At 61.3% G+C, this 23,290-nt stretch carries 21 protein-coding genes and 1 other RNA gene; 4 read left to right on the top strand and 18 right to left on the bottom strand.

Going from position 1 to position 23,290, the window contains the following annotated elements; genetic code table 11:
• Positions 1–104 precede the first annotated feature (104 nt).
• The 18 genes from lpxC to rsmI all read right to left on the bottom strand — a co-directional run bounded on the left by lpxC (position 105) and on the right by rsmI (position 19,594).
• On the bottom strand, positions 105–1,016 hold the full coding sequence (gene lpxC / locus QYQ93_RS05700; protein WP_003171886.1) for a UDP-3-O-acyl-N-acetylglucosamine deacetylase: 912 nt from the start codon (positions 1,014–1,016) through the stop codon (positions 105–107).
• Positions 1,017–1,128: 112 nt separating this feature from the next.
• Complete coding sequence (ftsZ, locus tag QYQ93_RS05695) at positions 1,129–2,325, bottom strand: cell division protein FtsZ (RefSeq protein ID WP_043050552.1); 1,197 nt, start codon at positions 2,323–2,325, stop codon at positions 1,129–1,131.
• Positions 2,326–2,400: 75 nt separating this feature from the next.
• Positions 2,401–3,663 carry a cell division protein FtsA gene (gene ftsA / locus QYQ93_RS05690; protein WP_043050551.1) on the bottom strand — a complete coding sequence of 421 codons (1,263 nt, stop codon included), beginning with the start codon at positions 3,661–3,663 and terminating at the stop codon, positions 2,401–2,403.
• Positions 3,664–3,678: 15 nt separating this feature from the next.
• A complete protein-coding gene (locus tag QYQ93_RS05685) occupies positions 3,679–4,548 on the bottom strand; it encodes a cell division protein FtsQ/DivIB (RefSeq protein ID WP_043050550.1) in 870 nt (289 codons plus the stop codon).
• Positions 4,549–4,552: 4 nt separating this feature from the next.
• Complete coding sequence (locus QYQ93_RS05680; protein ID WP_338476491.1) at positions 4,553–5,509, bottom strand: D-alanine--D-alanine ligase; 957 nt, start codon at positions 5,507–5,509, stop codon at positions 4,553–4,555.
• Positions 5,506–6,951 (bottom strand): UDP-N-acetylmuramate--L-alanine ligase, encoded by a 1,446-nt coding sequence (gene murC / locus QYQ93_RS05675; RefSeq protein WP_043050548.1) that lies wholly within the window; start codon positions 6,949–6,951, stop codon positions 5,506–5,508. Before murC ends, QYQ93_RS05680 begins: the two co-directional genes overlap by 4 nt.
• Complete coding sequence (gene murG, locus QYQ93_RS05670; protein ID WP_043050547.1) at positions 6,944–8,014, bottom strand: undecaprenyldiphospho-muramoylpentapeptide beta-N-acetylglucosaminyltransferase; 1,071 nt, start codon at positions 8,012–8,014, stop codon at positions 6,944–6,946. The genes murC and murG overlap by 8 nt, the downstream gene beginning before the upstream one ends.
• Positions 8,004–9,227 carry a putative lipid II flippase FtsW gene (ftsW, locus tag QYQ93_RS05665; protein WP_043050546.1) on the bottom strand — a complete coding sequence of 408 codons (1,224 nt, stop codon included), beginning with the start codon at positions 9,225–9,227 and terminating at the stop codon, positions 8,004–8,006. Before ftsW ends, murG begins: the two co-directional genes overlap by 11 nt.
• Complete coding sequence (gene murD / locus QYQ93_RS05660) at positions 9,224–10,570, bottom strand: UDP-N-acetylmuramoyl-L-alanine--D-glutamate ligase (RefSeq protein ID WP_043050545.1); 1,347 nt, start codon at positions 10,568–10,570, stop codon at positions 9,224–9,226. Before murD ends, ftsW begins: the two co-directional genes overlap by 4 nt.
• A 6-nt stretch (positions 10,571–10,576) precedes the next feature.
• A complete protein-coding gene (gene mraY, locus QYQ93_RS05655; RefSeq protein WP_004371987.1) occupies positions 10,577–11,659 on the bottom strand; it encodes a phospho-N-acetylmuramoyl-pentapeptide-transferase in 1,083 nt (360 codons plus the stop codon).
• Positions 11,659–13,029: a UDP-N-acetylmuramoyl-tripeptide--D-alanyl-D-alanine ligase gene (locus tag QYQ93_RS05650; protein ID WP_338476490.1), complete on the bottom strand. Its 1,371-nt coding sequence runs from the start codon at positions 13,027–13,029 to the stop codon at positions 11,659–11,661. The genes mraY and QYQ93_RS05650 overlap by 1 nt, the downstream gene beginning before the upstream one ends.
• Positions 13,022–14,485 (bottom strand): UDP-N-acetylmuramoyl-L-alanyl-D-glutamate--2,6-diaminopimelate ligase, encoded by a 1,464-nt coding sequence (locus QYQ93_RS05645; protein WP_217880111.1) that lies wholly within the window; start codon positions 14,483–14,485, stop codon positions 13,022–13,024. Before QYQ93_RS05645 ends, QYQ93_RS05650 begins: the two co-directional genes overlap by 8 nt.
• A complete protein-coding gene (locus tag QYQ93_RS05640) occupies positions 14,485–16,227 on the bottom strand; it encodes a peptidoglycan D,D-transpeptidase FtsI family protein (protein WP_164486659.1) in 1,743 nt (580 codons plus the stop codon). The genes QYQ93_RS05645 and QYQ93_RS05640 overlap by 1 nt, the downstream gene beginning before the upstream one ends.
• The gene (gene ftsL / locus QYQ93_RS05635) at positions 16,227–16,520 is read right to left on the bottom strand and encodes a cell division protein FtsL (RefSeq protein WP_003188663.1); all 294 of its coding nucleotides are present in this window, start codon (positions 16,518–16,520) and stop codon (positions 16,227–16,229) included. Before ftsL ends, QYQ93_RS05640 begins: the two co-directional genes overlap by 1 nt.
• On the bottom strand, positions 16,517–17,464 hold the full coding sequence (rsmH, locus tag QYQ93_RS05630; RefSeq protein WP_010213048.1) for a 16S rRNA (cytosine(1402)-N(4))-methyltransferase RsmH: 948 nt from the start codon (positions 17,462–17,464) through the stop codon (positions 16,517–16,519). The genes ftsL and rsmH overlap by 4 nt, the downstream gene beginning before the upstream one ends.
• On the bottom strand, positions 17,461–17,916 hold the full coding sequence (mraZ, locus tag QYQ93_RS05625) for a division/cell wall cluster transcriptional repressor MraZ (protein ID WP_003171868.1): 456 nt from the start codon (positions 17,914–17,916) through the stop codon (positions 17,461–17,463). Before mraZ ends, rsmH begins: the two co-directional genes overlap by 4 nt.
• Positions 17,917–18,271: 355 nt before the next feature.
• An RNA gene (gene rnpB / locus QYQ93_RS05620) (RNase P RNA component class A) lies at positions 18,272–18,625 on the bottom strand.
• A gap of 96 nt (positions 18,626–18,721) precedes the next feature.
• Complete coding sequence (gene rsmI / locus QYQ93_RS05615) at positions 18,722–19,594, bottom strand: 16S rRNA (cytidine(1402)-2'-O)-methyltransferase (protein ID WP_043050541.1); 873 nt, start codon at positions 19,592–19,594, stop codon at positions 18,722–18,724.
• A 209-nt stretch (positions 19,595–19,803) separates the two neighbouring features.
• On the opposite strand from rsmI, the gene QYQ93_RS05610 reads away from it, so the two are divergent.
• The 4 genes from QYQ93_RS05610 (at position 19,804) to QYQ93_RS05595 (ending at position 23,251) form a co-directional block, all read left to right on the top strand.
• Positions 19,804–21,615, top strand: a complete 1,812-nt coding sequence (locus tag QYQ93_RS05610) for a penicillin-binding protein activator (RefSeq protein WP_338476489.1) — start codon at positions 19,804–19,806, stop codon at positions 21,613–21,615.
• Entirely contained in the window at positions 21,615–21,986 is a 372-nt protein-coding gene (locus QYQ93_RS05605; protein ID WP_043050539.1) for a YraN family protein, read from the top strand. Before QYQ93_RS05610 ends, QYQ93_RS05605 begins: the two co-directional genes overlap by 1 nt.
• 93 nt (positions 21,987–22,079) lie before the next feature.
• The gene (locus QYQ93_RS05600) at positions 22,080–22,673 is read left to right on the top strand and encodes a phosphoheptose isomerase (protein WP_007904374.1); all 594 of its coding nucleotides are present in this window, start codon (positions 22,080–22,082) and stop codon (positions 22,671–22,673) included.
• A complete protein-coding gene (locus QYQ93_RS05595; RefSeq protein WP_043050538.1) occupies positions 22,670–23,251 on the top strand; it encodes a BON domain-containing protein in 582 nt (193 codons plus the stop codon). The genes QYQ93_RS05600 and QYQ93_RS05595 overlap by 4 nt, the downstream gene beginning before the upstream one ends.
• Positions 23,252–23,290 lie beyond the last annotated feature (39 nt).

Below are 23,290 nucleotides of genomic sequence, written 5' to 3'. Positions count from 1 at the left end.
GCGTTACCGTTGACGACCTTCGCGAGCAAGCTTGCTCCTACAGTCAGGCATAAAAAAAGGCCACCCGAAGGCAGCCTTTAAAACTAAAGAAAGAGAGTTGTTACTTACACCGCCGCAACGGGACGCATGTAAGAGATCGGTGCGGTGCTGGCATCTTCGAAGGTCACGACTTCCCAAGCGTCTGTCTGCTCAATCAACTTGCGCAGCAGCTGGTTGTTAAGGGCGTGGCCCGACTTGAAGCCTTTGAACTCGCCTATCAGGCTATTGCCCAGCAGGTAGAGGTCACCGATTGCATCGAGGATCTTGTGCTTCACGAATTCGTCTTCATAGCGAAGGCCGTCTTCGTTCAGTACACCATCCGCGTCGACCACAATGGCGTTTTCAACGCTGCCGCCGAGTGCGAGGTTGTGCTTGCGCAGGTACTCGATGTCACTCATGAAACCGAAGGTACGGGCGCGGCTGACTTCTTTTACGAACGAAGTGCTGGAAAAATCCACGCTTGCACTTTGGGTGCGGTCACGGAATACCGGGTGATCGAAATCGATCTCAAAGCTCACTTTAAAGCCTTCGAACGGGACGAAGGTGGCGCGCTTGTCGCCGTCTTCTACTGTCACTTCCCGCAGAATGCGTATGAACTTCTTGGCTGCGTCCTGTTCTTCCAGGCCGGCAGATTGAATCAGGAATACGAAGGGTCCAGCGCTGCCATCCATGATCGGGACTTCGGACGCGGAGAGCTCGACGTAGGCGTTATCGATGCCCAAACCGGCCATGGCCGAGAGCAAGTGCTCCACCGTGTCCACTTTGACGTCACCGTTGACCAATGTGGTCGACATAGTGGTTTCGCCAACGTTTTCCGCGCGAGCAGGTATCTGCACCACAGGGTCCAGGTCGGCACGCACAAACACGATGCCGGTGTCGACAGGTGCAGGCTTGAGGGTCAGGTAGACCTTTTCCCCGGAGTGCAGACCTACACCTGTGGCACGAATAATATTCTTCAGGGTGCGTTGTTTAATCATGGCTTGGACCGCTTCAGCGCAAATTGCGAACTGGTATCAACAAAGGCTGGCGATAATAGCAGACCAGACCTTTGCTGAACACCAATCACCTTCATAGCCCTGATACATTCCATTAATCGGCCTGACGACGCAAGAATGCCGGGATGTCCAGGTAGTCCAGGTCATCTTGCGGATTCGGGCTACGGGACGCAGCAGCACCGGCCTGGGCCTGGTTGCGCATCACGGTCGGACGGTCCAGGTCACGGTAGTTGACCGACGGCAGTTCCTGGCGAGCAGGGGCTGGAGCGGCAGCTGCCTGGCTGGCTTGGCTGTTATGCAAGGTGTTGTCGATGACCTTCACAGGCTTCTCGATTTTTGCACCCAGGCCGGTGGCAACCACGGTTACGTGCAGCTCATCGCGCATGTCCGGATCGATAACGGTACCGACCTTGACCATGGCGTGCTCGGAAGCAAAGGCTTCGATGATGCTACCCACGTCGGAGTACTCACCCAGGGACAGGTCAGGGCCGGCAGTGATGTTCACCAGGATGCCGCGTGCGCCTTGCAGGTTCACGTCTTCGAGCAACGGGTTGCGAATGGCCGCTTCGGTGGCTTCGCGTGCACGGTTCGGACCGCTGGCGCAGCCAGTGCCCATCATCGCCATACCCATTTCGCTCATCACGGTACGTACGTCGGCAAAGTCGACGTTGATCATGCCCGGGCGCTTGATGATGTCGGAGATACCGCGGACGGCACCGGCCAGTACATCGTCAGCCTTGGCGAACGCGGACAGCAGGCTGGCGTCCTTGCCCAGGATGGTCAGCAGTTTCTCGTTGGGGATGGTGATCAACGAGTCGACGCTTTCAGACAGCAGACGGATACCTTCGTCGGCGATCTGCATGCGCTTGCGGCCTTCGAACGGGAACGGACGGGTCACGACGGCAACCGTCAGGATCCCCATTTCCTTGGCCACTTCGGCAATGATCGGTGCAGCACCGGTACCGGTACCGCCGCCCATGCCGGTAGTGATGAACACCATGTTGGTGCCCTGCAGCACTTCGGCAATACGCTCGCGGTCTTCCAGGGCGGCTTGACGGCCGACTTCCGGATTGGCACCAGCGCCGAGGCCCTTGGTCACGGCTGTGCCCAATTGCAGGATGGTCCGCGCGCCGATGCTTTTCAGCGCCTGGGCATCAGTGTTGGCGCAGATGAATTCAACGCCTTCAATGTTGCTCTTGACCATGTGATTGACAGCGTTGCCGCCGCCACCGCCAACACCGATTACTTTGATAACCGGGCTTGCGGGGATGTTGTCTACGAGTTCGAACATGTTCCCTCTCCTTTCATTTTCTCTAGTTTTTTCGCCTACTGCTTACTACGGGTGCTGCGGTGTCGCGGTAAATCTTTAGAAATTGCCTTTGACCCAAGCCTGCAGCCGCTCGAACAACGGTGCTTTCACTTCGTCGTCGCTGCGGTAGCTGTCGCGGATACTCGGGCCCGACAGGGAAATGCCGTCGGTCTGCTTTTGCAGCCCGTACAACAGCAAGCCCACACCGGTGGAATAAATCGGGTTGCGCACGACGTCGCCCAGGCCTTTCACACCGTGGGGCACGCCCAGGCGGACAGGCATGTGGAAGATTTCCTCGGCCAGTTCGACCGCGCCTTCCATCTTCGAGGTGCCACCGGTCAGCACGATGCCGGCCGGGATCAAATCTTCGTAGCCGCTGCGGCGCAGTTCAGCCTGGATCAGGGTGAACAGCTCGTCGTAGCGTGGCTCGACCACTTCGGCCAGGGCCTGGCGCGACAGCTCACGGGGTGGACGGTCGCCAACACTTGGCACCTTGATGGTCTCGCCGGCGCCGGCCAGCTTGGCCAGGGCGCAGGCGTAGCGGATCTTGATTTCTTCGGCGTACTGGGTCGGTGTGCGCAGCGCCATGGCGATGTCGTTGGTGACCTGGTCGCCGGCAATCGGGATCACGGCGGTGTGACGGATCGCACCCTCGGTGAAGATCGCGATGTCGGTGGTACCGCCGCCGATGTCCACCAGGCACACGCCCAGTTCTTTTTCGTCGTCGGTCAGCACCGAGTACGCCGAAGCCAACTGCTCGAGAATGATGTCGTCGATTTCCAGGCCGCAGCGGCGCACGCATTTTTCAATGTTCTGCGCGGCGTTGACCGCACAGGTCACGACGTGGACCTTGGCTTCCAGACGCACGCCCGACATGCCCAGGGGCTCGCGCACGCCTTCCTGGTTATCGATCACGTAGTCCTGCGGCAGGGTGTGCAGCACGCGCTGGTCAGCCGGGATCGCCACGGCCTGGGCGGCGTCGAGGACGCGCTCAAGGTCGGCCGAGCTGACTTCGCGGTCGCGGATCGCCACGATGCCGTGGGAGTTCAGGCTGCGGATATGGTTGCCCGCCACGCCGACGAACGCCGAGTGGATCCGGCAACCGGCCATCAGCTGCGCTTCTTCGATGGCGCGCTGGATCGATTGCACGGTGGACTCGATGTTCACCACCACGCCCTTCTTCAGGCCCCGGGACGGATGCGTGCCAATACCGACGATTTCGATCGCGCCGTCTTCCCCGACCTCGCCCACCAGCGCCACCACCTTGGAGGTGCCGATATCGAGACCGACGATCATTTTGCCGCTTTGCACGTTTGCCATGGGTCCTGCCTCTTCTTAATTCTTCGCGACAGCGGGTTGTGCTGCCGTGGGCGCAACCGGTGCACGCCAGCCGACGGCCAGGCCGTTGGCGTAACGCAGGTCGACGCTCGCAATGTTCGTAATCTGTTCTTTCAAGGTTTTTTCATAGATGGCAATAAAGCGGCGCATCTTTTCCACCAAGCGGTCGCGTCCCAGCAACAACTCGATGCCCGGGCCGGAACTGCCTGCCCCGGTCGTCAAAAACCAGCTGCCCCGCTCACGCAATTCCAGGCGTGCAATGGAGAAGCCCAGTGGCCGCAGCATCTGGCTCAGGGCCTGGTACTGCTGCATCACTTGCTGCTGCGCCCGCTGCGGTCCGAACAGCTGCGGCAGGTGCTCGTAGTTGGCCAGCTCACGCGGGGTGAACGCCTGGCCCTGGTTGTTCAACAGCGCTTCATCGCCCCAACGGGCCACGGGCAGTTGTTCTTCCAGGCGGATCGTCACCTGGTCCGGCCAGACACGGCGGACTTCGGCGTGGGCGATCCACGGCATCTGTTCCAGCTCCCGGCGCATACCGGCCAGATCGATGGTGAAAAAGCTCGCCGCCAGGTACGGGCCGATGCGCTGCTGTACCGCCTGCTGGCTGATGTAGCTCAAGTCGCCCTGCACGCTGATCTTGGTGATTGGCCGGTCGGCATACGGCAACAGCCGCTGCGCGCCTTCGTAGGTACCAAAGCCCAATACCACCAGCAATACCGGCCAGAACAGCGCCTTGATAAAACCAAAGTTGGCTTTTGGCAGGCGCGCCGACATCGGCTCTTTAGCCACCATTCGGCTGGCGCCCCGCGGCACCGGCTTGCGGCTCGGTGCTTGTGGGGGCTGATGACGAAGCGATGCGCCTTTCATGTGTTCAGCCTCTTGGCTCAATGCTGTCGGCCAGGATCGCCAGCACCAACTGCTGGAAGTCCAGGCCGGCGGCACGGGCTGCCATGGGAACCAGGCTGTGGTCGGTCATGCCCGGTGCAGTGTTGACTTCAAGGAACCAGAAATTCCCCTGGTCATCCTGCATCACGTCTGCCCGCGCCCAACCGGCGATACCCAGCGCCTCACAGGCTTTCGCCGTGAGGTCCATCAATTGCTGTTCCTTGCTTGCATCGAGGCCACACGGGATCCGGTACTGGGTATCGGAAGCCAGGTACTTGGCGTCGTAGTCATAAAAGGTGTGGGGCGTGCCCAATGCGATAGGCGGCAATACCTGGCCACGCAGGGTGGCGATGGTGTACTCGGGACCGGAAATCCACTGTTCCACCAACACTTGCGAATCGTAGGTACTTGCCGCTTTCCATGCGTTGATCAATTCGGCGGCCGAGTTCACTTTAGCCATGCCGATACTGGAGCCTTCATGGGCTGGTTTGACGATCAAAGGCAGGCCCAGTTCCTTGGCCGCAGAAATACAATCGTCTTCGCTGCACAGTACGGCGTGACGTGGCGTCGGAATACCCAGGCTGTGCCACACCTGCTTGGTGCGCAACTTGTCCATGGCCAGAGCCGAAGCCAGGATGCCGCTGCCGGTGTAAGGGATGCCGGCACATTCCAGCAAGCCCTGCATGCTGCCGTCTTCACCACCACGGCCATGAAGAATGATGAAGGCGCGGTCGATTTTTTCGGCCTGCAGGCGGGCGAGGAAGTCATCGCCCACGTCGATACCGAAAGCGTTCACACCCGCACTTTGCAGCGCGTCGAGCACGGCATTGCCGGACTTGAGCGACACTTCGCGCTCAGCGCTCTTGCCGCCGAACAATACCGCCACGCGGCCGAAGTCGGCAGGCGCGATAGTGGAAAACAGGGAGCCGTAGTCAGTGGTCATTTCGACTTCCCCTTTGCCGCGGCAAACAACGGACTCGCCAGCAATTTGGGCGCAAGGCCGCCAATATCGCCGGCACCCTGGCACAGCAGGATGTCGCCGGCACGCAACAGCGGCTTGACGATAGGCGCCAGGTCCACGCCACGCTCGATGTAGATAGGGTCCAACTGGCCACGCTGGCGGATGCTGTTGCACAACTTGCGGCTGTCGGCGCCCGGGATCGGTTCTTCACCGGCCGGGTAGACTTCCATCAACAGCAGCACGTTGGCATCGGCCAGTACATTGACGAAATCGTCGTACAGGTCGCGGGTGCGGCTGTAGCGGTGCGGCTGGTAGACCATCACCAGGCGGCGCTCCGGCCAGCCACCGCGCACGGCCTTGATCACAGCCGCGACTTCGGTCGGGTGATGACCATAGTCGTCCACCAGCATCACATCGCCGCCTTCAACCGGCAACTGGCCATAGACCTGGAAGCGTCGTCCCACACCGGCAAAGCGCGACAGGCCCTCGACGATGGCTTCATCGCTGACGCCTTCGTCGGAAGCGATGCAGATGGTCGCCAGGGAGTTCAACACGTTGTGGTTGCCCGGCATGTTGACGGACACGTCCAGCGGCTCACGGTCTGGACGCAGCACGGTGAAAAAGGTCTGCATGCCTTCCTGGCGTACATTGATCGCACGCACGTCGGCATCTTCGCTGAAGCCATAGGTCACGGTCGGACGCTTGACCAACGGCAGGATTTCACGCACCACCGGGTCGTCCAGGCACACCACCGCCAAACCGTAGAACGGCAGGTTGTGCAGGAATTCGACGAACGTTTTCTTCAACTTGTTGAAGTCGCCGTCGTAGGTCGCCATATGGTCGGCGTCGATGTTGGTGACGACGGCGACCAGCGGTTGCAGGTGCAGGAAGCTCGCGTCACTTTCATCGGCTTCGGCGATCAGGTAGCGGCTGGTGCCGAGCTGGGCATTGGTGCCAGCTGCATTCAGGCGGCCACCGATGACGAAGGTCGGGTCCAGGCCGCCGGCGGCGAACACCGAGGCGATCAGGCTGGTGGTGGTGGTTTTGCCATGAGTACCGGCGACGGCGATGCCGTGGCGGTAACGCATCAGCTCGGCGAGCATCTCGGCACGCGGCACCACTGGAATACGGCGCTCAAGGGCAGTGGCCACTTCCGGGTTGGAGGTGTTCACGGCGCTGGAAACCACCAATACATCGGCCTCGGCTGCGTTCTCGGCACGGTGACCGATAAAGATCTGCGCGCCAAAGGACTTAAGACGATCGGTGACCGGCGACTCTTTCAAGTCCGAGCCGGACACCTGGTAGCCCAGGTTCAGCAACACTTCGGCAATCCCGCACATGCCCACGCCGCCGATACCGACGAAGTGGATACGGCGAATGCGGCGCATCTCGGGTTGCGGCATGGCTTTCTGATTCTCAACCATGGGCCACCTCCAGGCAGATATCCACCACCGTGCGGGTTGCGTCAGGTTTGGCCAGGCGGCTTGCGGTGCTCGCCATGCTGTTGAGTCGTTCCGGTTGCATCAAAACCTCGGTCAGGCGTGCGGCCAAATCGGCGGCGCCGGTCGTTCTTTGCGGCAGCAGGAAGGCAGCGCCCTCCCCGGCCAAATATTCGGCGTTGCGGGTCTGGTGATCGTCGATGGCGTGGGGCAAAGGCACCAGCAAGGACGGCAGACCGGCGGCGGCCAGTTCACTGACGGTCAGCGCACCAGCGCGGCAGACCACCAGGTCGGCCCAGCCATAGGCTTGGGCCATGTCTTTGATGAAGGGCTGCACATTCGCTTCCACACCGGCCTCGCGATAACGCGTCGCGGTGACTTCATCGTGATGCTTGCCCGCCTGATGGAAGATCTCCGGGCGCAACTCCACAGGCAACTGCGCCACTGCTTCGGGCAACAGTTTGTTCAACGGTTCGGCGCCCAGGCTTCCGCCCAGGATCAGCAGGTGCGCCTTGCGCCCGGCCAGCGCATCACGCGCAATGGCCATGAACAGCTCGGTACGCACCGGATTGCCGGTGGTACGCAGCTTGTCCGAGGCGGCGAAGGTTTTCGGGAAGGCTTCACACACCCGCGAGGCCAATGGCACCAGCAGGCGGTTGGCGGTCCCGGCGACCGCGTTCTGTTCGTGCACGATCACCGGTACACCGGCGAGCTTCGCGGCGACGCCGCCCGGGCCGGTCACGTAGCCACCAAAGCCAAGCACACACACAGGCTTCAATTCACGAATGACCTTGCGTGCCTGCCACACAGCTTTGAGCAATACGAACGGTGCCTTGAGCAGGGACAGCTTGCCCTTGCCGCGCAGACCGGTGACGTTGATCAAATGCAGGGGCAAGCCGGCACTCGGCACCAACTCGTTCTCGATGCCACGGGGCGTACCCAGCCAGTGCACGGTGTAGCCGCGGCTTTGGAATTCACGCGCACAGGCCAGGGCCGGGAACACGTGGCCCCCGGTGCCGCCCGCCATGATCAGCACGTTAGCGCCCATGGGTCGGCTCCTCGGCAAAGTCGCTTTCGCTGAACTCCATCTCTTCGCTGCCCAGGTGGGTCCGACTCTCCCACTCGATACGCAGCAACAAGCCAAGACAGGCGCAGCAGATCACCAACGAACTGCCGCCGTAACTGAGGAACGGCAACGTCAGGCCCTTGGTCGGCAGCAGGCCGACGTTCACGCCGATGTTGATCAGGAACTGGCCGATCCACAGGAACGACAAGCCATAGGCCACATAGGCGGCGAAATACTGTTTGGCCCGCTCGGCCCACAAGCCGATGTACATGCCGCGCACACACACAAACACGAACAGCGCCACGGTGCACAGCGAACCGACCACGCCAAGCTCTTCGGCCAATACCGAGAACACAAAGTCGGTGTGCGCTTCCGGTAGGTAGAACTGCTTCTGCACACTGTTGCCCAGGCCCACGCCCAGCCACTCGCCGCGACCGAAGGCGATCAGCGCCTGGGTCAGTTGGTAGCCGGAACCGAACTGGTCGGACCAGGGATCGGTAAAGGTGATCAAGCGCGCCATCCGGTAGGGTTGTGCCTGTACCAGAATCGTCACCGCAGCCACCGCCAGCACCACCATCAAGGTGAAACGGAACAGGCCGACGCCGCCGAGGAACAGCATCGCCGCCGCCGCTCCCATCATCACCACGGTGGCGCCGAAGTCCGGTTCCATCAGCAACAGGCCGGCCATGGGCAGCAGCACGATGAAAGGCTTGAAGAAGCCCATCCAGCTTTCGCGTACTTCTTTCTGGCGTCGCACCAGATAGCCGGCGAGGTAGATCACCACGAACACCTTGGCGATTTCCGAGGGCTGCACGTTGAACGCGCCGAAGCCGATCCAGCGCATCGAGCCGTTCACCTCGCGACCGATACCGGGCACGATCACCATCACCAGCAAGCCAAATGCACCGATCAGCATCAGCCAACCCAGGCGCTGCCAGGTGGCGATGGGGATCATCATAGTGACGATGCATGCGCCGAGGCCGATCACCAGGTAGACCAGGTGACGGATCATCATGTACAGGGTATTGCCCGACTGCACGGCGGCCACTTCGGAGGATGCCGAAGTGATCATCACCAGGCCCAGGCCAAGCAGCGCCAGGCAACCGGCGAGCATCGGGAAATCAAGGTCGACACCGCGCCCGGTGATGATCGGCGACGGGTACGGCTTGATAATGTTGCGCAAGTTGATGTTCATGCCAAGGCCTCCACGGCGCGAGCGAACAGCTGGCCGCGCTCTTCGTAGTTCTTGAACATGTCGAAACTGGCACAGGCCGGCGACAGCAACACGGCGTCACCCGGCTGGGCCAACGCCTGGCACTGGGCAATGGCGTCGTCCAGGGAGGTCGCGCGTACTTGCGGCACGCCATCGCCGAGGGCGGCGCCGATCAAATCCGAATCACGGCCCATCAGCACCACGGCACGGCAATGTGCAGCCACCGGGCCTTTAAGATCCTTGAAGTCGGCGCCCTTGCCATCGCCACCTGCGATCAACACCAGCTTGCCGTCTATATCCGCCCCCAGCCCCTCGATGGCCGCCAGGGCGGCACCGACGTTGGTAGCTTTGGAATCGTTGTAATAGCTCACGCCATTGAGGTCGCGTACCCACTGGCAGCGATGCTCGAGCCCGGCAAACGTGCGCAGGCTGGCGAGCATGGCGTCGAACGGCAAGCCGACGGCATGCCCGAGCGCCAAGGCCGCCAAGGCATTGGACTGGTTATGGGCGCCGCGGATTTTCAGCTCGCGCACCGGCATCAGATTCTGGAATTCGAAGGCCAGGTATTTCTCGCCGTTCTCCTCGCGAATGCCGAAGCCTTTGAAATCAGGCTTGCCCAGGCCGAAGGTCCAGCATGGCAAGCCCTCGCCCATCAGCGGACGGCTCAAGGCATCCTGACGGTTGACCACCACTTGACGGGCGCCACGGAAGATCCGGTGCTTGGCCAGGTGATAAGCCGGCAGGCCACTGTAGCGGTCCATGTGGTCTTCGCTGACGTTCAGCACGGTAGCCACTTCGGCGCCGAGGTCGTGGGTGGTTTCCAACTGGAAGCTCGAGAGCTCCATCACGTAAAGCTCGACGTCGTCGCTGAGCAGGTCCAGCGCTGGCACGCCGAGATTGCCGCCCACGGCCACACGTTTGCCGGCCGCAGCCGCCATCTCGCCAACCAGGGTGGTCACGGTGCTTTTCGCGTTGGAGCCACTGATGGCCACGATCGGCGCCTTCGCGTTACGCGCGAACAGGTCGATATCGCCGGACAGCTTAACGCCACGGGCCGCAGCGGCTTGCAGGGCCGGTGTCGCCAGGGCCAGGCCGGGGCTCACGTAGAGCTCATCGGCACGGCACAGAAACTCGACATCCAACTCGCCACAACGCACTTCCACGTGCGGGTAGTCACGGCGCAGCGTGACCAGCTCCGGTGGATTTTCCCGCGTGTCAGCCACGGCAAACGACGTGCCCCGGTTCGCCAGGAAGCGAACCAGGGACATGCCGCTCTTGCCGAGGCCGACAACGATGCGGAAGTGGTCTGAAGCGATCAGGGTCACTCGTTTCTACCTCAGTTTCAGGGTGGCAAGGCCAACCAGTACCAGAATCACAGTGATGATCCAGAAGCGGACAATCACGCGTGGCTCGGGCCAGCCCTTGAGTTCAAAGTGGTGGTGGATCGGCGCCATGCGGAACACACGACGCCCGGTCAATTTGAAGGACGCCACCTGGATGACCACCGACAGGGTTTCCATCACGAACACACCGCCCATGATGAACAGCACGATTTCCTGGCGGACGATCACCGCGATGGTGCCCAGGGCTGCGCCCAGCGCCAGTGCGCCGACGTCGCCCATGAAGACTTGTGCGGGGTAGGTGTTGAACCACAGGAACCCCAGGCCGGCGCCGATCAGCGCGCCGCAGAACACGATCAACTCACCCGCGCCCGGTACATAAGGGATCAGCAGGTATTCAGCGAATTTCACGTTACCCGACAGGTAGCAGAAGATGCCAAGCGCGCCGCCGACCATCACCGTCGGCATGATCGCCAGGCCGTCGAGGCCGTCAGTCAGGTTGACCGCATTGCTGGAGCCGACGATCACGAAGTAGGTCAGCACCACGAAACCGATGCCCAGGGGAATGCTGGCGTCCTTGAGCATCGGGATGATCAGGGTGGTCTCGACTGCACTCGGGGCGGTGGTGTAGAGGAAAATCGCCGCGGCCAGACCGAACACCGATTGCCAGAAATACTTCCAGCGGCTTGGCAGCCCCTTGGAGTTTTTCTCGATCACCTTGCGGTAGTCATCGACCCAGCCAATGGCGCCGAACAACAGGGTCACCAGCAGCACCACCCACACGTAGCGGTTGTGCAGGTCAGCCCAGAGCAAGGTGCTGATGCCGATGGATGACAGGATCAACGCACCGCCCATGGTCGGGGTGCCGGACTTGGACAGGTGCGACTGCGGGCCGTCATTGCGAACCGATTGACCAATTTGCAGGTTCTGCAGGGTGCGGATCATCCACGGCCCCAGGAACAGCGACAAACACAACGCAGTCAGCACACCCAGGATCCCGCGCAGGGTCAGGTACTGAAAGACCGCGAAGCCTTTGTGGAACTGTTGCAGATACTCAGCCAGCAGCAGCAGCATTAATGTTTCTCCGTACTTGAGCCACACAAGGCTGCGACGACGTTTTCCATCACCGCGCTGCGCGATCCCTTGATCAAAATGGTTGTGTGTTTGTCGTGTTCAGTCGCAGTCAGCGCCTGGATCAACTCAGCCTGCGTCGCAAAATGTCGCGCACCGGGACCGAAGGCGCTAACGGCGTGAGCCATGTTCGGGCCGACTGCGTAGAGCGCGTCGACCTTGGCGGCGGCGTAGGTGCCGACTTCGCGGTGGGACTGCTCGGCCCAGTCGCCCAGCTCGGCGATATCTCCCAACACCAGCACCTTACGACCGTCGAAGCCCTTGAGCAGGTCGATGGCGGCGCAAACGGAAGACTGGTTGGCGTTGTAGGTGTCATCGATCACGCGCATGCCGTTGCTGGCCAGTTGCGCCACGGTACGACCCCTGACCGGCTGCACCGCGCCCAGGCCGGTGGCAATACCGAACAGCGACACGCCCAGCGCGTGGGCTGCGGCGGCGGCGGCCAGGGCGTTGGCGACGTTATGGTTGCCCAGCAGGTTCAACTGCACCTGCGTGTCACCTTGCGGGGTGTGCAAGGTAAAGGACGGGCAACCACGAGCGTCGACACGAATGTCGGAAGCATGGAAATCGGCGGCTGCGTTCAGCACTGCAAACGTCAGCACCTTGCGACCGGCGGCGCGGACACGCCAGGTCTCGAAAGCCTTGTCGTCCAGGTTCAGTACGGCAGTGCCCGCGGCGTCGAGGCCTTCAAGGATTTCGCCCTTGGCTTCGACAATTTTTTCCGGGCCGCCGAATTCGCCGACATGGGCGGTACCGGCGTTGTTGATGATTGCAACGTGGGGCTTGGTCAGCGCCACGGTGTAGGCGATTTCGCCGATACGCGAAGCGCCCAGCTCGATCACGGCCGCCGTATGTTCCGGGGCCAGTTCAAGCAGGGTCAGCGGTGCACCGAAGTCATTGTTCAGGTTGCCACGGGTGGCGAGTACCGGCCCGCGCGTGCGCAGGACACCGGCGAGCAATTCCTTGACCGTGGTCTTGCCGCTGGAGCCGGTGATGGCCGCTACCGGTTTATCGAAGGCGGCACGGTTGAGCGCACCCAATTGGCCCAAGGCCAAGCGGGTATCGGCAACCAGCAGTTGCGGCAACGTGGAGTCTGCCACTTCGCGCTGCACCAAGGCGCCGACGGCACCCTTGGCGGCGACTTCGTTGAGGTAGTCGTGACCATCAAAACGCGGGCCTGCCAGCGCGACAAACAATTGCTCCGGCTGGATATTGCGGCTGTCGATACTGACGCCGGTGAACGTGCAGTCGTTCGACAGTACACGGGCCGACAGGGCCTGGGCCAGTTCGCTGAATTTCATCGCCTTAAGCATGGGCAGCCTCCCAGGCGGTCAGGGCGCGGTCGGCCTCGGCCAGATCGGAGAAGGCATGGCGTTCGCCGTTGATTTCCTGATAGTCCTCGTGGCCTTTGCCCGCCAGGACCACCACGTCGTCAACGCCGGCGCTGGCAATCAACTGGGCAATGGCGGCGCCGCGGCCGGCAACGAAAGTGGCCTTGGCGGCATCTTTGAAGCCGACACGGATGTCGTCAAAAATCTGGCTCGGGTCTTCGCTGCGTGGGTTATCGTCGGTGACGACTACGCCATCGGCCAGACGCTCGACGATCTCGGCCATCAACGGACGCTTGCCGCGATCACGGTCACCACCGCAGCCGAACAGGCAGAGCAATTTGCCCTTGGCGTGCGGGCGCAAGGCTTCGAGGACTTTTTCCAAGGCATCCGGGGTGTGGGCGTAATCGACCACCACCAATGGCTGCGTGCCGCCACCCAGGCGCTGCATGCGGCCAGCCGGGCCTTCCAGCTTCGGCAGCACGCGCAGGATTTCATCCAGGGCGTAATCCAGGCCCAGCAACGCGCCGATGGCGGCGAGCAGGTTGCTCAGGTTGAAACGCCCGAGCAGGGTGCTGCGCAAATGGTGCTCGCCCTGGGGCGTGACCAAGGTGGCGCGCACGCCTTCGTCATTGAACTGGGCTTCACGGCAGAACAGGTACGCGCTGGGGTCCTGCAGGCTATAGCTGATCAGGCGCGCTTCGCTGTCTTCGCCAGCCAGTTGGCGACCGAATGCGTCGTCGAGGTTGACCACCCGACATTGCAAGTCATTCCAGGCAAACAACTTGGCCTTGGCGGCGGCGTACGCCTCCATGGTGCCATGGTAGTCGAGGTGGTCGCGGGACAGGTTGGTCATCACCGCCACGTCAAAGGCCAGGGCGGTAACTCGCCCCTGCTCCAGGCCGTGGGATGAGACTTCCATGGCAACCGCCTTGGCACCCGCCTTTTTCAGGTCAGCCAGAGTTGCTTGCACGGCAATCGGATTCGGTGTGGTGTGCAGGCCGCTTTGCAGCGCACCATAAAAGCCCGTGCCCAGGGTGCCGATAATGCCGCAGTGCTGGCCCAACAGATCAAGGGCCTGGGCGACCAATTGGGTCACGCTGGTCTTGCCATTGGTGCCGGTCACCCCCACCAGGTTGAGCTGGCGGCTCGGGTCACCGTAGAAACGCCCGGCGATATCGGACAACTGCGCAGCGAGGCCCTTGACCGGGATCAACGGCACGTCGGTGATCGGCAGCACGGTGGCGCCTTCCACTTCATAGGCCACGGCAGCCGCACCGCGTTGCAGGGCATCGGCAATGTGCGCACGACCGTCGAGCTTGCCGCCGGGCACCGCCAGGAACAGGTCACCGGCGCGTACATTACGGCTGTCCAGGCTCAACTCGCGAATCAGCAGATCGCGGCCGGCATGGGCAAAAATCTTGTTCAGGCTCAGAGACATCAGCCGCGCCCTCCATTGGCTTTTACGGCAGCGGCCGGTGGCCCGGCATTGGCTTGTTGGGTCGGCGGCAAGTTATCCGGCGTGATGTTCATCAGGCGCAGGGTGCCGGACATCACTTTGCTGAACACCGGCGCCGAGACCAGGCCACCGAAGTAGCCGGCTTTACTTGGCTCGTCGATCACGACGACGATGGCGTAGCGCGGATCGCTCATCGGGCCAAAGCCGGCGAACAGCGAGCGATAGGAGTTTTCGGCGTAGCCTTTGGTACCCACCGAGGTCTTGCGTGCAGTACCGGACTTGCCTGCCACGTGATAGGCCGGCACCTGGGCACGGAATACGCCACGCGGTGCTTCGATCACTTGTTGCAGCATGCCCTGGATGGTCTTGGCGACGTTCTCGGGCATGACCTGGGTGGCTTGCGGCGGTTCGTCGACATGGATCAGGCTCAGCGGGACCATGCGGCCGTTATTGGCCAATACCGAGAACGCGTGGGCCAGTTGGATCGCAGTCACCGACAAGCCGTAGCCGTAGGAAAGCGTGGCCGTCTCGGCCTTTCTCCATTCGCGGTAGTTCGGCAGGTTGCCGACGCGTTCACCCGGGAAGTTGAGGCCGGTGGGTTGCCCCAGGCCGATTTTTTGCGCCAGGCGATAGATGGCCTCGCCGCCGATATCGAAGGCAACCTTGCTCATGCCGACGTTACTGGAGTTGATCAGGATACCGGTCAAATCCAGGATCGGGCCTTCGCTGCGGGACACGTCACGAATGGTGTACTTGCCCAATTGCAGCGTGCCTGGATACACCTCGACCTTGTCACTGGGTTTCCAGCGCCCGGTTTCCAGGGCGGCGCTCATGGAGATGGCTTTCATGGTCGAACCCGGCTCGAATACGTCGATCATTGCGCGGTTACGCATCATCGCCGGCTGCAGGTTGCGACGGTTGTTCGGGTTGTAGGTGGGCTGGTTGACCATGGCGAGGATCTCGCCGGTCTTCACATCCATGATCACCAGGCTGCCGGCCTTGGCGCCGTTCTCCATGATCGCGTTACGCAGTTCACGGTTGGCCAGGTATTGCAGGCGCAGGTCAATCGACAACGCCAAGGGCTTGCCGGCCTTGGCGTTCTTGGTGACCTGGACATCCTTGATCAATCTGCCGCGCCGATCCTTGATGACCTGGCGCTTGCCGGGCACACCAGCCAGCCATTCGTCATAGGCCAGTTCTACGCCCTCGCGACCATGGTCATCGATATCGGTAAAACCAACCATATGCGCCGTGGTTTCACCCGCGGGGTAGAAACGACGAAACTCCTCGATGCCATAGACACCGGGGATTTTGAGATCGAGCACTTGCTGGCCTTGTTCGGGGGTGAGGCCACGAACCAGGTAGATGAATTCTTTATTGGCCTGGGCTTCCAGGCGCTCGGTCAGAGCCTTGCGGTCTTGCCCCAGGGCAGCGGCCAGTTCAGGCCACTTGTCCTTGGCGACCTGCAGTTCCTTGGCATTGGCCCACAGGGTGGTCACCGGAGTACTGACGGCCAGGGGCTCGCCGTTACGGTCGGTGATCAGGCCACGGTGCGCGGGAATCGGGATATGTCGCAGGCTTCGAGCATCACCCTGGCCGATCAGGAAGTCACGATCGACCACCTGCAGGTCGAAGATACGCCAGACGATCGCGCCTACCATCAATGCCAGCAAACCGAGCATCAGGCGGAAGCGCCATGGGTAGAGTGCGCCTTCGAGTTTCATCATGGCGCCACCATGCGGACTTCGGCCGCGCCAGGGATGTGCATCTTCAACTGTTCGGTGGCCAGCACTTCGATACGGCTGTGGGCCGTCCAGGTGCTTTGCTCGAGGATCAACCGGCCCCACTCCGCCTGCGCTTTATCACGCACGCTCAATTCCCCGTACAGGGTATTGAGCAACTGGCGGTTCCAATGGGCGCTGTAGGACACCGCAATCGCGGACACCAGCACGCCGACAAACAGCAGCAACATAAAGAAGCTGCCGCCCGGGAGGGGCTTGGCGAAAAGCTTGCTCACCGCAGCTTCTCCGCGACGCGCATGACGGCGCTACGGGAACGTGGGTTGGCCTTGAGCTCCGCTTCGGAAGCGAACTGCGCTTTGCCATGGATTTTGATTTTCGGCACAAAGGCTTCGAAACGCACCGGCAGGTTGCGCGGCAGGTTGTCGGACTCGCCCTTGACCAGACGGCGCATGAACAGTTTGACGATGCGGTCTTCCAGGGAGTGGAAGCTGATCACCACCAGGCGACCGCCCACTTCCAGAGCCTCCAGTGCGGCTTCGAGACCGGCTTCCAGATCACCCAGTTCATTGTTGACGTGAATGCGCAAGCCTTGGAACGCACGGGTTGCCGGGTTCTTGCCCTTCTCCCAGGCCGGGTTGGCAACCTTGAGCACTTCGGCAAGGTCAGCGGTGCGTTCGAACGGCTGGATCTCGCGACGCTCGACCACGGCACGAGCCATGCGGCCGGCGAAGCGTTCTTCACCGTATTCCTTGAATACGCGGGCGATTTCTTCCACCGGCGCGGTGGCAATGAACTGTGCGGCACTGACCCCACGAGTGGGGTCCATGCGCATGTCTAGGGGGCCGTCGTTCATGAAGCTGAAGCCGCGCTCCGGGTCGTCGAGCTGGGGCGAAGACACGCCCAGGTCGAGCAAAACCCCGGCCACCTTGCCCGCCATCCCGCGCTCGGCGACTTCGGCACCCAACTCGGCAAAGCTGCGTTGCACAACGACAAAGCGGCCGTCTTCGGCCGCTAGCGCTTGCCCGGTGGCAATCGCTTGAGGGTCTTTGTCGAACCCGAGGAGCTTACCGTCGGGCCCGAGCTGGCTGAGTATCAACCGGCTGTGCCCGCCCCTGCCAAAGGTGCCGTCCAAATAGCAGCCATCCGCGCGTACGGCGAGAGCCTCGACGGCTTCGTCAAGCAGTACGGTGATGTGGTTAAAGCCGCTATCAATAGTCACAGGATCAAATCACGCAGTTCATCAGGCATGGCGCCCGGTTGTTGAATAGCAGCCAGGTCTGCTGCAGAAACAGCATCCCAGGCATCTTCGTCCCACAATTGGAACTTGTTCAGTTGGCCCACCAGCATTGCGCGCTTGTCGAGCTTGGCGTACTCGCGCAGACGCGGTGGCACCAGGAAACGACCGCTGCCATCGAGTTCAAGGTCGACGGCATTACCGATCAGCAAACGCTGGAGGCGGCGGTTTTCTTCACGCAATGAAGGCAGTGCGCGCAACTTGGTTTCAATCAACTCCCACTCATCGAGGGGGTAAACACACAAACAAGGATCAACGGCGTCAATCGTGATGATCAACTGGCCTGAACTTCGCGAAATGAGCTCGTCACGATACCGGCTCGGCATGGCGAGACGGCCTTTTGCATCGAGACTGATAGCGTTAGCTCCGCGAAACACAGATGCGTTTCTCCAAATTTTAGCGTTTTACGTTCAAAAAACCCACTTTGTGCCACTTTCCGCCACTTGCGCACACTATAGGAATGCGCCTACCACACCGTCAAGGCGCGTATTCAAGGAAAAGCCTTACAGAACGGAGATTTAGGAAGGTAAAAGGAGGAGAAACGAGAGTTTGACGATGTTTTTGACTCAACAACGCCAAATAGCTCATAGAGCTACGACCTAAAGTTAAAGTAATTTATTAAGAGTAAGATTTTTTTGGTATTACGAAGATGCATCTGCCAATGATTTGGCAGGGAGGGATTCTTGCGTTACTACCGGGTTTGCGCACGAGATTCGAACGCAGGGAAAAAAGGTGGAGAGTCGATCTGTAAGCCGGGTTCTGTCTTGAACAGTCATTCGTCTACGATGGCCATCACTGGACATCTTTAGCAACCTACCCGGTCCCAGCGCGGGCCACGCCTTGGGACCCTATTTGGTCTTGCTCCAAGTGGGGTTTACCTAGCCACGAACTGTTGCCAGTCGTGCGGTGCGCTCTTACCGCACCTTTTCACCCTTACCGGCACCGAAGTGCTTAGGCGGTTATTTTCTGTGGCACTTTCCGTAGGCTCACGCCTCCCAGGCATTACCTGGCACTTCGCCCTATGGAGCCCGGACTTTCCTCCCCCCCCTAATTTTCATAGAGGGCAGCGACTGTCCAATCGACTCTCCGCCGCGCAGGTTAACGGCACGGCGGCCTCAGGACAAGTATTAAAAGTACCGCGGTGCCATCACGTTCAGACGCAATACAGGTTCGCCCCCGGAACTATTCGGCTTTCTGCTTATCCAGCGCCACCTGGTACAACACATTTTTGCGCACCCCGGTAATTTCCGCCGCCAAGGCCGCGGCACGCTTGAGCGGCATTTCCTTGAGCAGCAAATCGAGGATGCGCATCGCCTCGCTCCCCACCGCATCTTCATTTTCCGGCGCCGTCCACCCCGCCACCAGCACCACGCACTCACCGCGCTGCTGATTGCTGTCGCCTTCGACAAATGCGCGAAGCTCTTCCAGCGGTAAGCCCTTGAGGGTCTCAAAGGTCTTGGTCAGCTCCCGGGCCAACAGCGCCAGGCGCTCACCGCCAAACACCAGCTCCATGTCCTGCAGGCATTCCAGGATACGGTGCGGGGCTTCGTAGAAGATAAGAGTGCGCGGCTCTTCCTTCAACGCTTGCAGGCGTGCACGACGCCCCACCGCCTTGGCCGGCAAGAAGCCTTCAAAGATAAAGCGGTCCGATGGCAGCCCAGCGGCAGATAATGCAGCGATCAGCGCGCACGCTCCCGGAACAGGCACTACATTGATACCAGCGGCGCGTGCCTGGCGAACCAAGTGATAACCCGGATCGGAAATCAAGGGCGTACCCGCATCGGAGATCAATGCCACGTCATCGCCGGCCAGCAGGCGCGTGATGAAACGGCTGCCTTCTTCACGCTCGTTGTGCTCGTGGCATGCCGCTAATGGCGTGCTGATTCCAAAATGCTGCATCAACCGCTGGGAGTGCCGCGTGTCTTCGGCCGCGACCAATTTAACCTCGCGCAACACTTTCAGCGCCCGCGCACTGATGTCGTCCAGGTTGCCAATGGGCGTCGCCACGACAAAAAGCGAGCCTGCAGTGGAATTCAATGGACCTGGAGCAGTCAAAACGCACACCTCGATGGTTGGCAAAAGCAATATTGTAGCGCGTAGACGCCTTGAAAATATGCCATCACGGTGGATGTCGATTCAGCCACCATTAGTTGATCGCAACATTTGCACGACCTAAATCGATTGTTTCACGCCACTAACGTCGCGCCTGGGCCAGTGCTTGGGTACACTTCCACGCTAATTTGATCGGTATCAGGAACACTTACATGATCGCTTGCCTGCGGCTGCTCTCCGCCCTCTGCCTCGCTGCCTTGCTGGCCGCTTGCGCCAGCTCGCCCTCGTCCAGCCTTGGCGACCTTCCACGGACTCCGGATGCCAGTATCGAGCAACTGCTCGAACAGGCAACGAACGCCAAGACGCCAGAAAAGGCCGCCATGCTGCGCCTGAGTGCGGCTGACCTGGCCTACCAGCAGAACAACCCTGCACGCTCGTCGCAGATTCTTGCGCAGGTGCCCCTGGATGTCCTGAAGCCGGCCGCTCAAGTATTCGCCAGCACCCTGGCCGCCGAAATGGCAATGACGCGCAACCAGCCCAAGGCGGCATTGGCGGCGCTGAACCACCCCAGCCTGCAAAGCCTGAAGGAGCTGCCGGCAGACCAGCAGGTCCGCACCGGCACCGTGCATGCCCGCGCCTATGAAGCCGATGGCCAGACCCTCGCCGCTGCTCGCGAGCGGGTGGCCATGGCGCCGCTGCTCACCGGGGATGCCGCTGCAAGCAACCACGAAGCCATCTGGGCATTGATTGCCGCGCTGCCGGCCGACCAACTGCAAGCCACCGGCAACCCGACGCTGGACGGCTGGATTACCCTGGCCCAGGCGGTCAAGGGCGCCGGCACCCTGGAGCAACAGCAGACGGCCATCGATACCTGGCGCACACAGAACCCCGGCCACCCGGCCGCGGTGCAACTGCCCACGCCGCTGACCAAACTCAAGGAACTGGCCAGCCAGCCCTTGAACAAGATTGCCGTGCTGCTACCACAGGAGGGCCCGTTGGCTTCGGTCGGCAAGGCGCTGCGCGAAGGCTTCATGGCCGCTCACTATCAGGCCGAGCAGGCCGGGCAGAAGGCGCCGGTCATTGAGTTCTACGACAGCTCGCGCATGACCTCCCTCGACGACTTCTACGCCAAGGCCCAGGCCGCCGGCGTGCAATTGGTGGTTGGCCCGCTGGAAAAACCACTGGTCAAGCAGCTCAGTGCACGCCCGCAATTGCCGATCACTACCCTGGCGCTGAACTACAGCGAGACCGATCAAGGCCCGGCCCAACTGTTCCAGTTCGGCCTGGCCGCTGAAGACGAAGCCCGTGAAGTGTCGCGTCGTGCCCGCGCCGATGGCCTGCATCGCGCCGCCGCCATGGTGCCCCGTGGCGAATGGGGCGAGCGTGTCTACAAGGCCTTCCGCCAGGATTGGGAAGCCAATGGCGGCACCGTCATGGGTGTCGAATATGTCGATCAGCCCGTGGCACTGGCCCAGCAGATCGCCGATCTGTTTCAGCTGCGCAAAAGTGAAGGCCGTGCCAAGAGCCTGCAAAGCACTGTCGGCACCGACGTTGCCGCCCAGCCTTCGCGTCGCCAGGACATCGAGTTCATCTTCCTGGCCGTCACCCCGCAACTGGCCCAGCAGATCAAGCCGACCCTGAACTTCCAGTACGCCGGTGATGTGCCGGTATACGCGACCTCCCACGTATTCAGCGCCAGCGGTGACCGCAACCAGTACCTGGACATGACCAACGTGATGTTCTGCGAAACCCCTTGGCTGCTTAATACCACCGACCCGCTGCGCAACCAGGTGGCCGCGCAATGGCCACAGGCCAATGGCAGCCTGGGTCGCCTGTACGCGATGGGCGTCGATGCCTACCGCCTGGCGCCACGCCTGGGCCAGCTCAAGGCGCTGCCGGACACCCGTGTCGACGGCCTCTCGGGCAACCTGGGCATCAGCGCCAACCAGCGCGTTGATCGTCAGATGCCATGGGCGAAATTCGTCGGCGGCGACATCCAGCGCCTTCCAGATACCCCGCGCTGATGCCCGAGCGGTCCAGCGCACAAAGCGGCAAGGATGCCGAACGCCAGGCACTGAAATACCTGCAACAACAGGGTCTGCGCCTTTTGGCGCAGAACTGGTTGTGTAAACGCGGCGAGCTTGATCTGGTCATGCTTGACGGCGATACAGTAGTATTTGTCGAAGTCCGCTATAGAAAACACGCACAATGGGGTGGCGCGCTCGCCAGTATCGATGGGCGCAAGCGTCAGAAGCTGATACTCGCTGCGCAGTTCTTCCTGCAAAAAGAGCATCGCTGGGCTGACAGCCCCTGCCGTTTCGATGTGGTAGCCATGGAAAGCACACCGTCGGGTCCCGCTGATTTGAACTGGCTCAAGAATGCCTTCGACAGCTGACCCACCCGGCACCTTCACCCCACACTTTTGCTCTTTGCTTTGCGGGCTGCACATTACCTGTGCTAAACAGCCGCGCTACTTAAGGTCACACAGATGGACATGCAATCCCGAATTCGCCAGCTTTTCCAGGCCAGCATCGACACCAAGCAACAGGCGATGGACGTACTTGCACCGCACATCGAGCAAGCCAGTCAGGTCATGGTCAACGCCCTGCTCAACGAAGGCAAAATGCTTTCGTGCGGCAACGGTGGTTCGGCTGGCGATGCCCAGCATTTTTCTTCCGAGCTGCTCAATCGCTTTGAGCGTGAGCGCCCGAGCCTGCCGGCCATTGCCTTGACCACCGATTCGTCGACGATCACCTCGATCGCCAACGACTACAGCTACAACGAAATCTTCTCCAAGCAGATCCGCGCCCTCGGCCAACCGGGCGATGTGTTGTTGGCGATTTCCACCAGCGGCAACTCGGCGAATATTATTCAAGCGATCCAGGCCGCACATGATCGCGAAATGATTGTCGTAGCCTTGACCGGACGCGACGGCGGCGGCATGGCTTCGCTGCTGTTGCCCGAGGACGTGGAGATTCGCGTCCCGGCCAATGTCACTGCACGCATCCAGGAAGTCCACCTGCTGGCGATCCACTGCCTGTGCGATCTGATCGACAGCCAACTGTTCGGGAGTGAAGAATGACCGTTAACCGCCTCAGCCTTATGGCCATTACGCTGTGCCTAGCCATCAGCGGCTGCAGCTCGGCAATCACCGCCACACGGGACACCCCCATCCAGGACGACAGGGGCACGCGCACATTCGGCAGCACCATCGATGATTCGCTGATCGAAACCAAGGTCAAGGTCAACGTCGCCAAGGCCGCCACCGACCTGGGCAACGGTGCATCGCGCATCGTGGTGACCAGTTTCAACGGTGTCGTCCTGCTGGCAGGGCAAACACCCCGCGCCGACCTCAAGGCCCAGGCCGAGCAAGCCGCCGCGGGGGTGCAGCGGGTCAAGAAGGTCCACAACGAGTTGCAGGTCATGGACCCTATCACCCTGCTGGCCATCAGCAACGATGCCTTGCTGACCACCAAGATCAAGGCGCAGATGCTCACCGACAGCGCAGTGCCGGGCTCGCGGATCAAGATCGTCACCGATAACGGCATCGTCTACATGATGGGCCTGCTGACCCAGGCCGAAGCCACCCGTGCCGCCAACCTGGTGCAGGGTGTGTCCGGTGTGCAGAAGATCGTCAAGGTGTTCGAATACATCGATTGATGTAGGGGGCCACAAAAAAGGGCGCCGTGCATTGACTGC

It is taken from the genome of Pseudomonas khavaziana, assembly GCF_036704165.1.
Classification (GTDB): Bacteria; Pseudomonadota; Gammaproteobacteria; order Pseudomonadales; family Pseudomonadaceae; genus Aquipseudomonas; species Aquipseudomonas khavaziana.
Note: the sequence above shows the minus strand (reverse complement) of the source record. Positions and strands in the feature narration are given on the sequence as shown.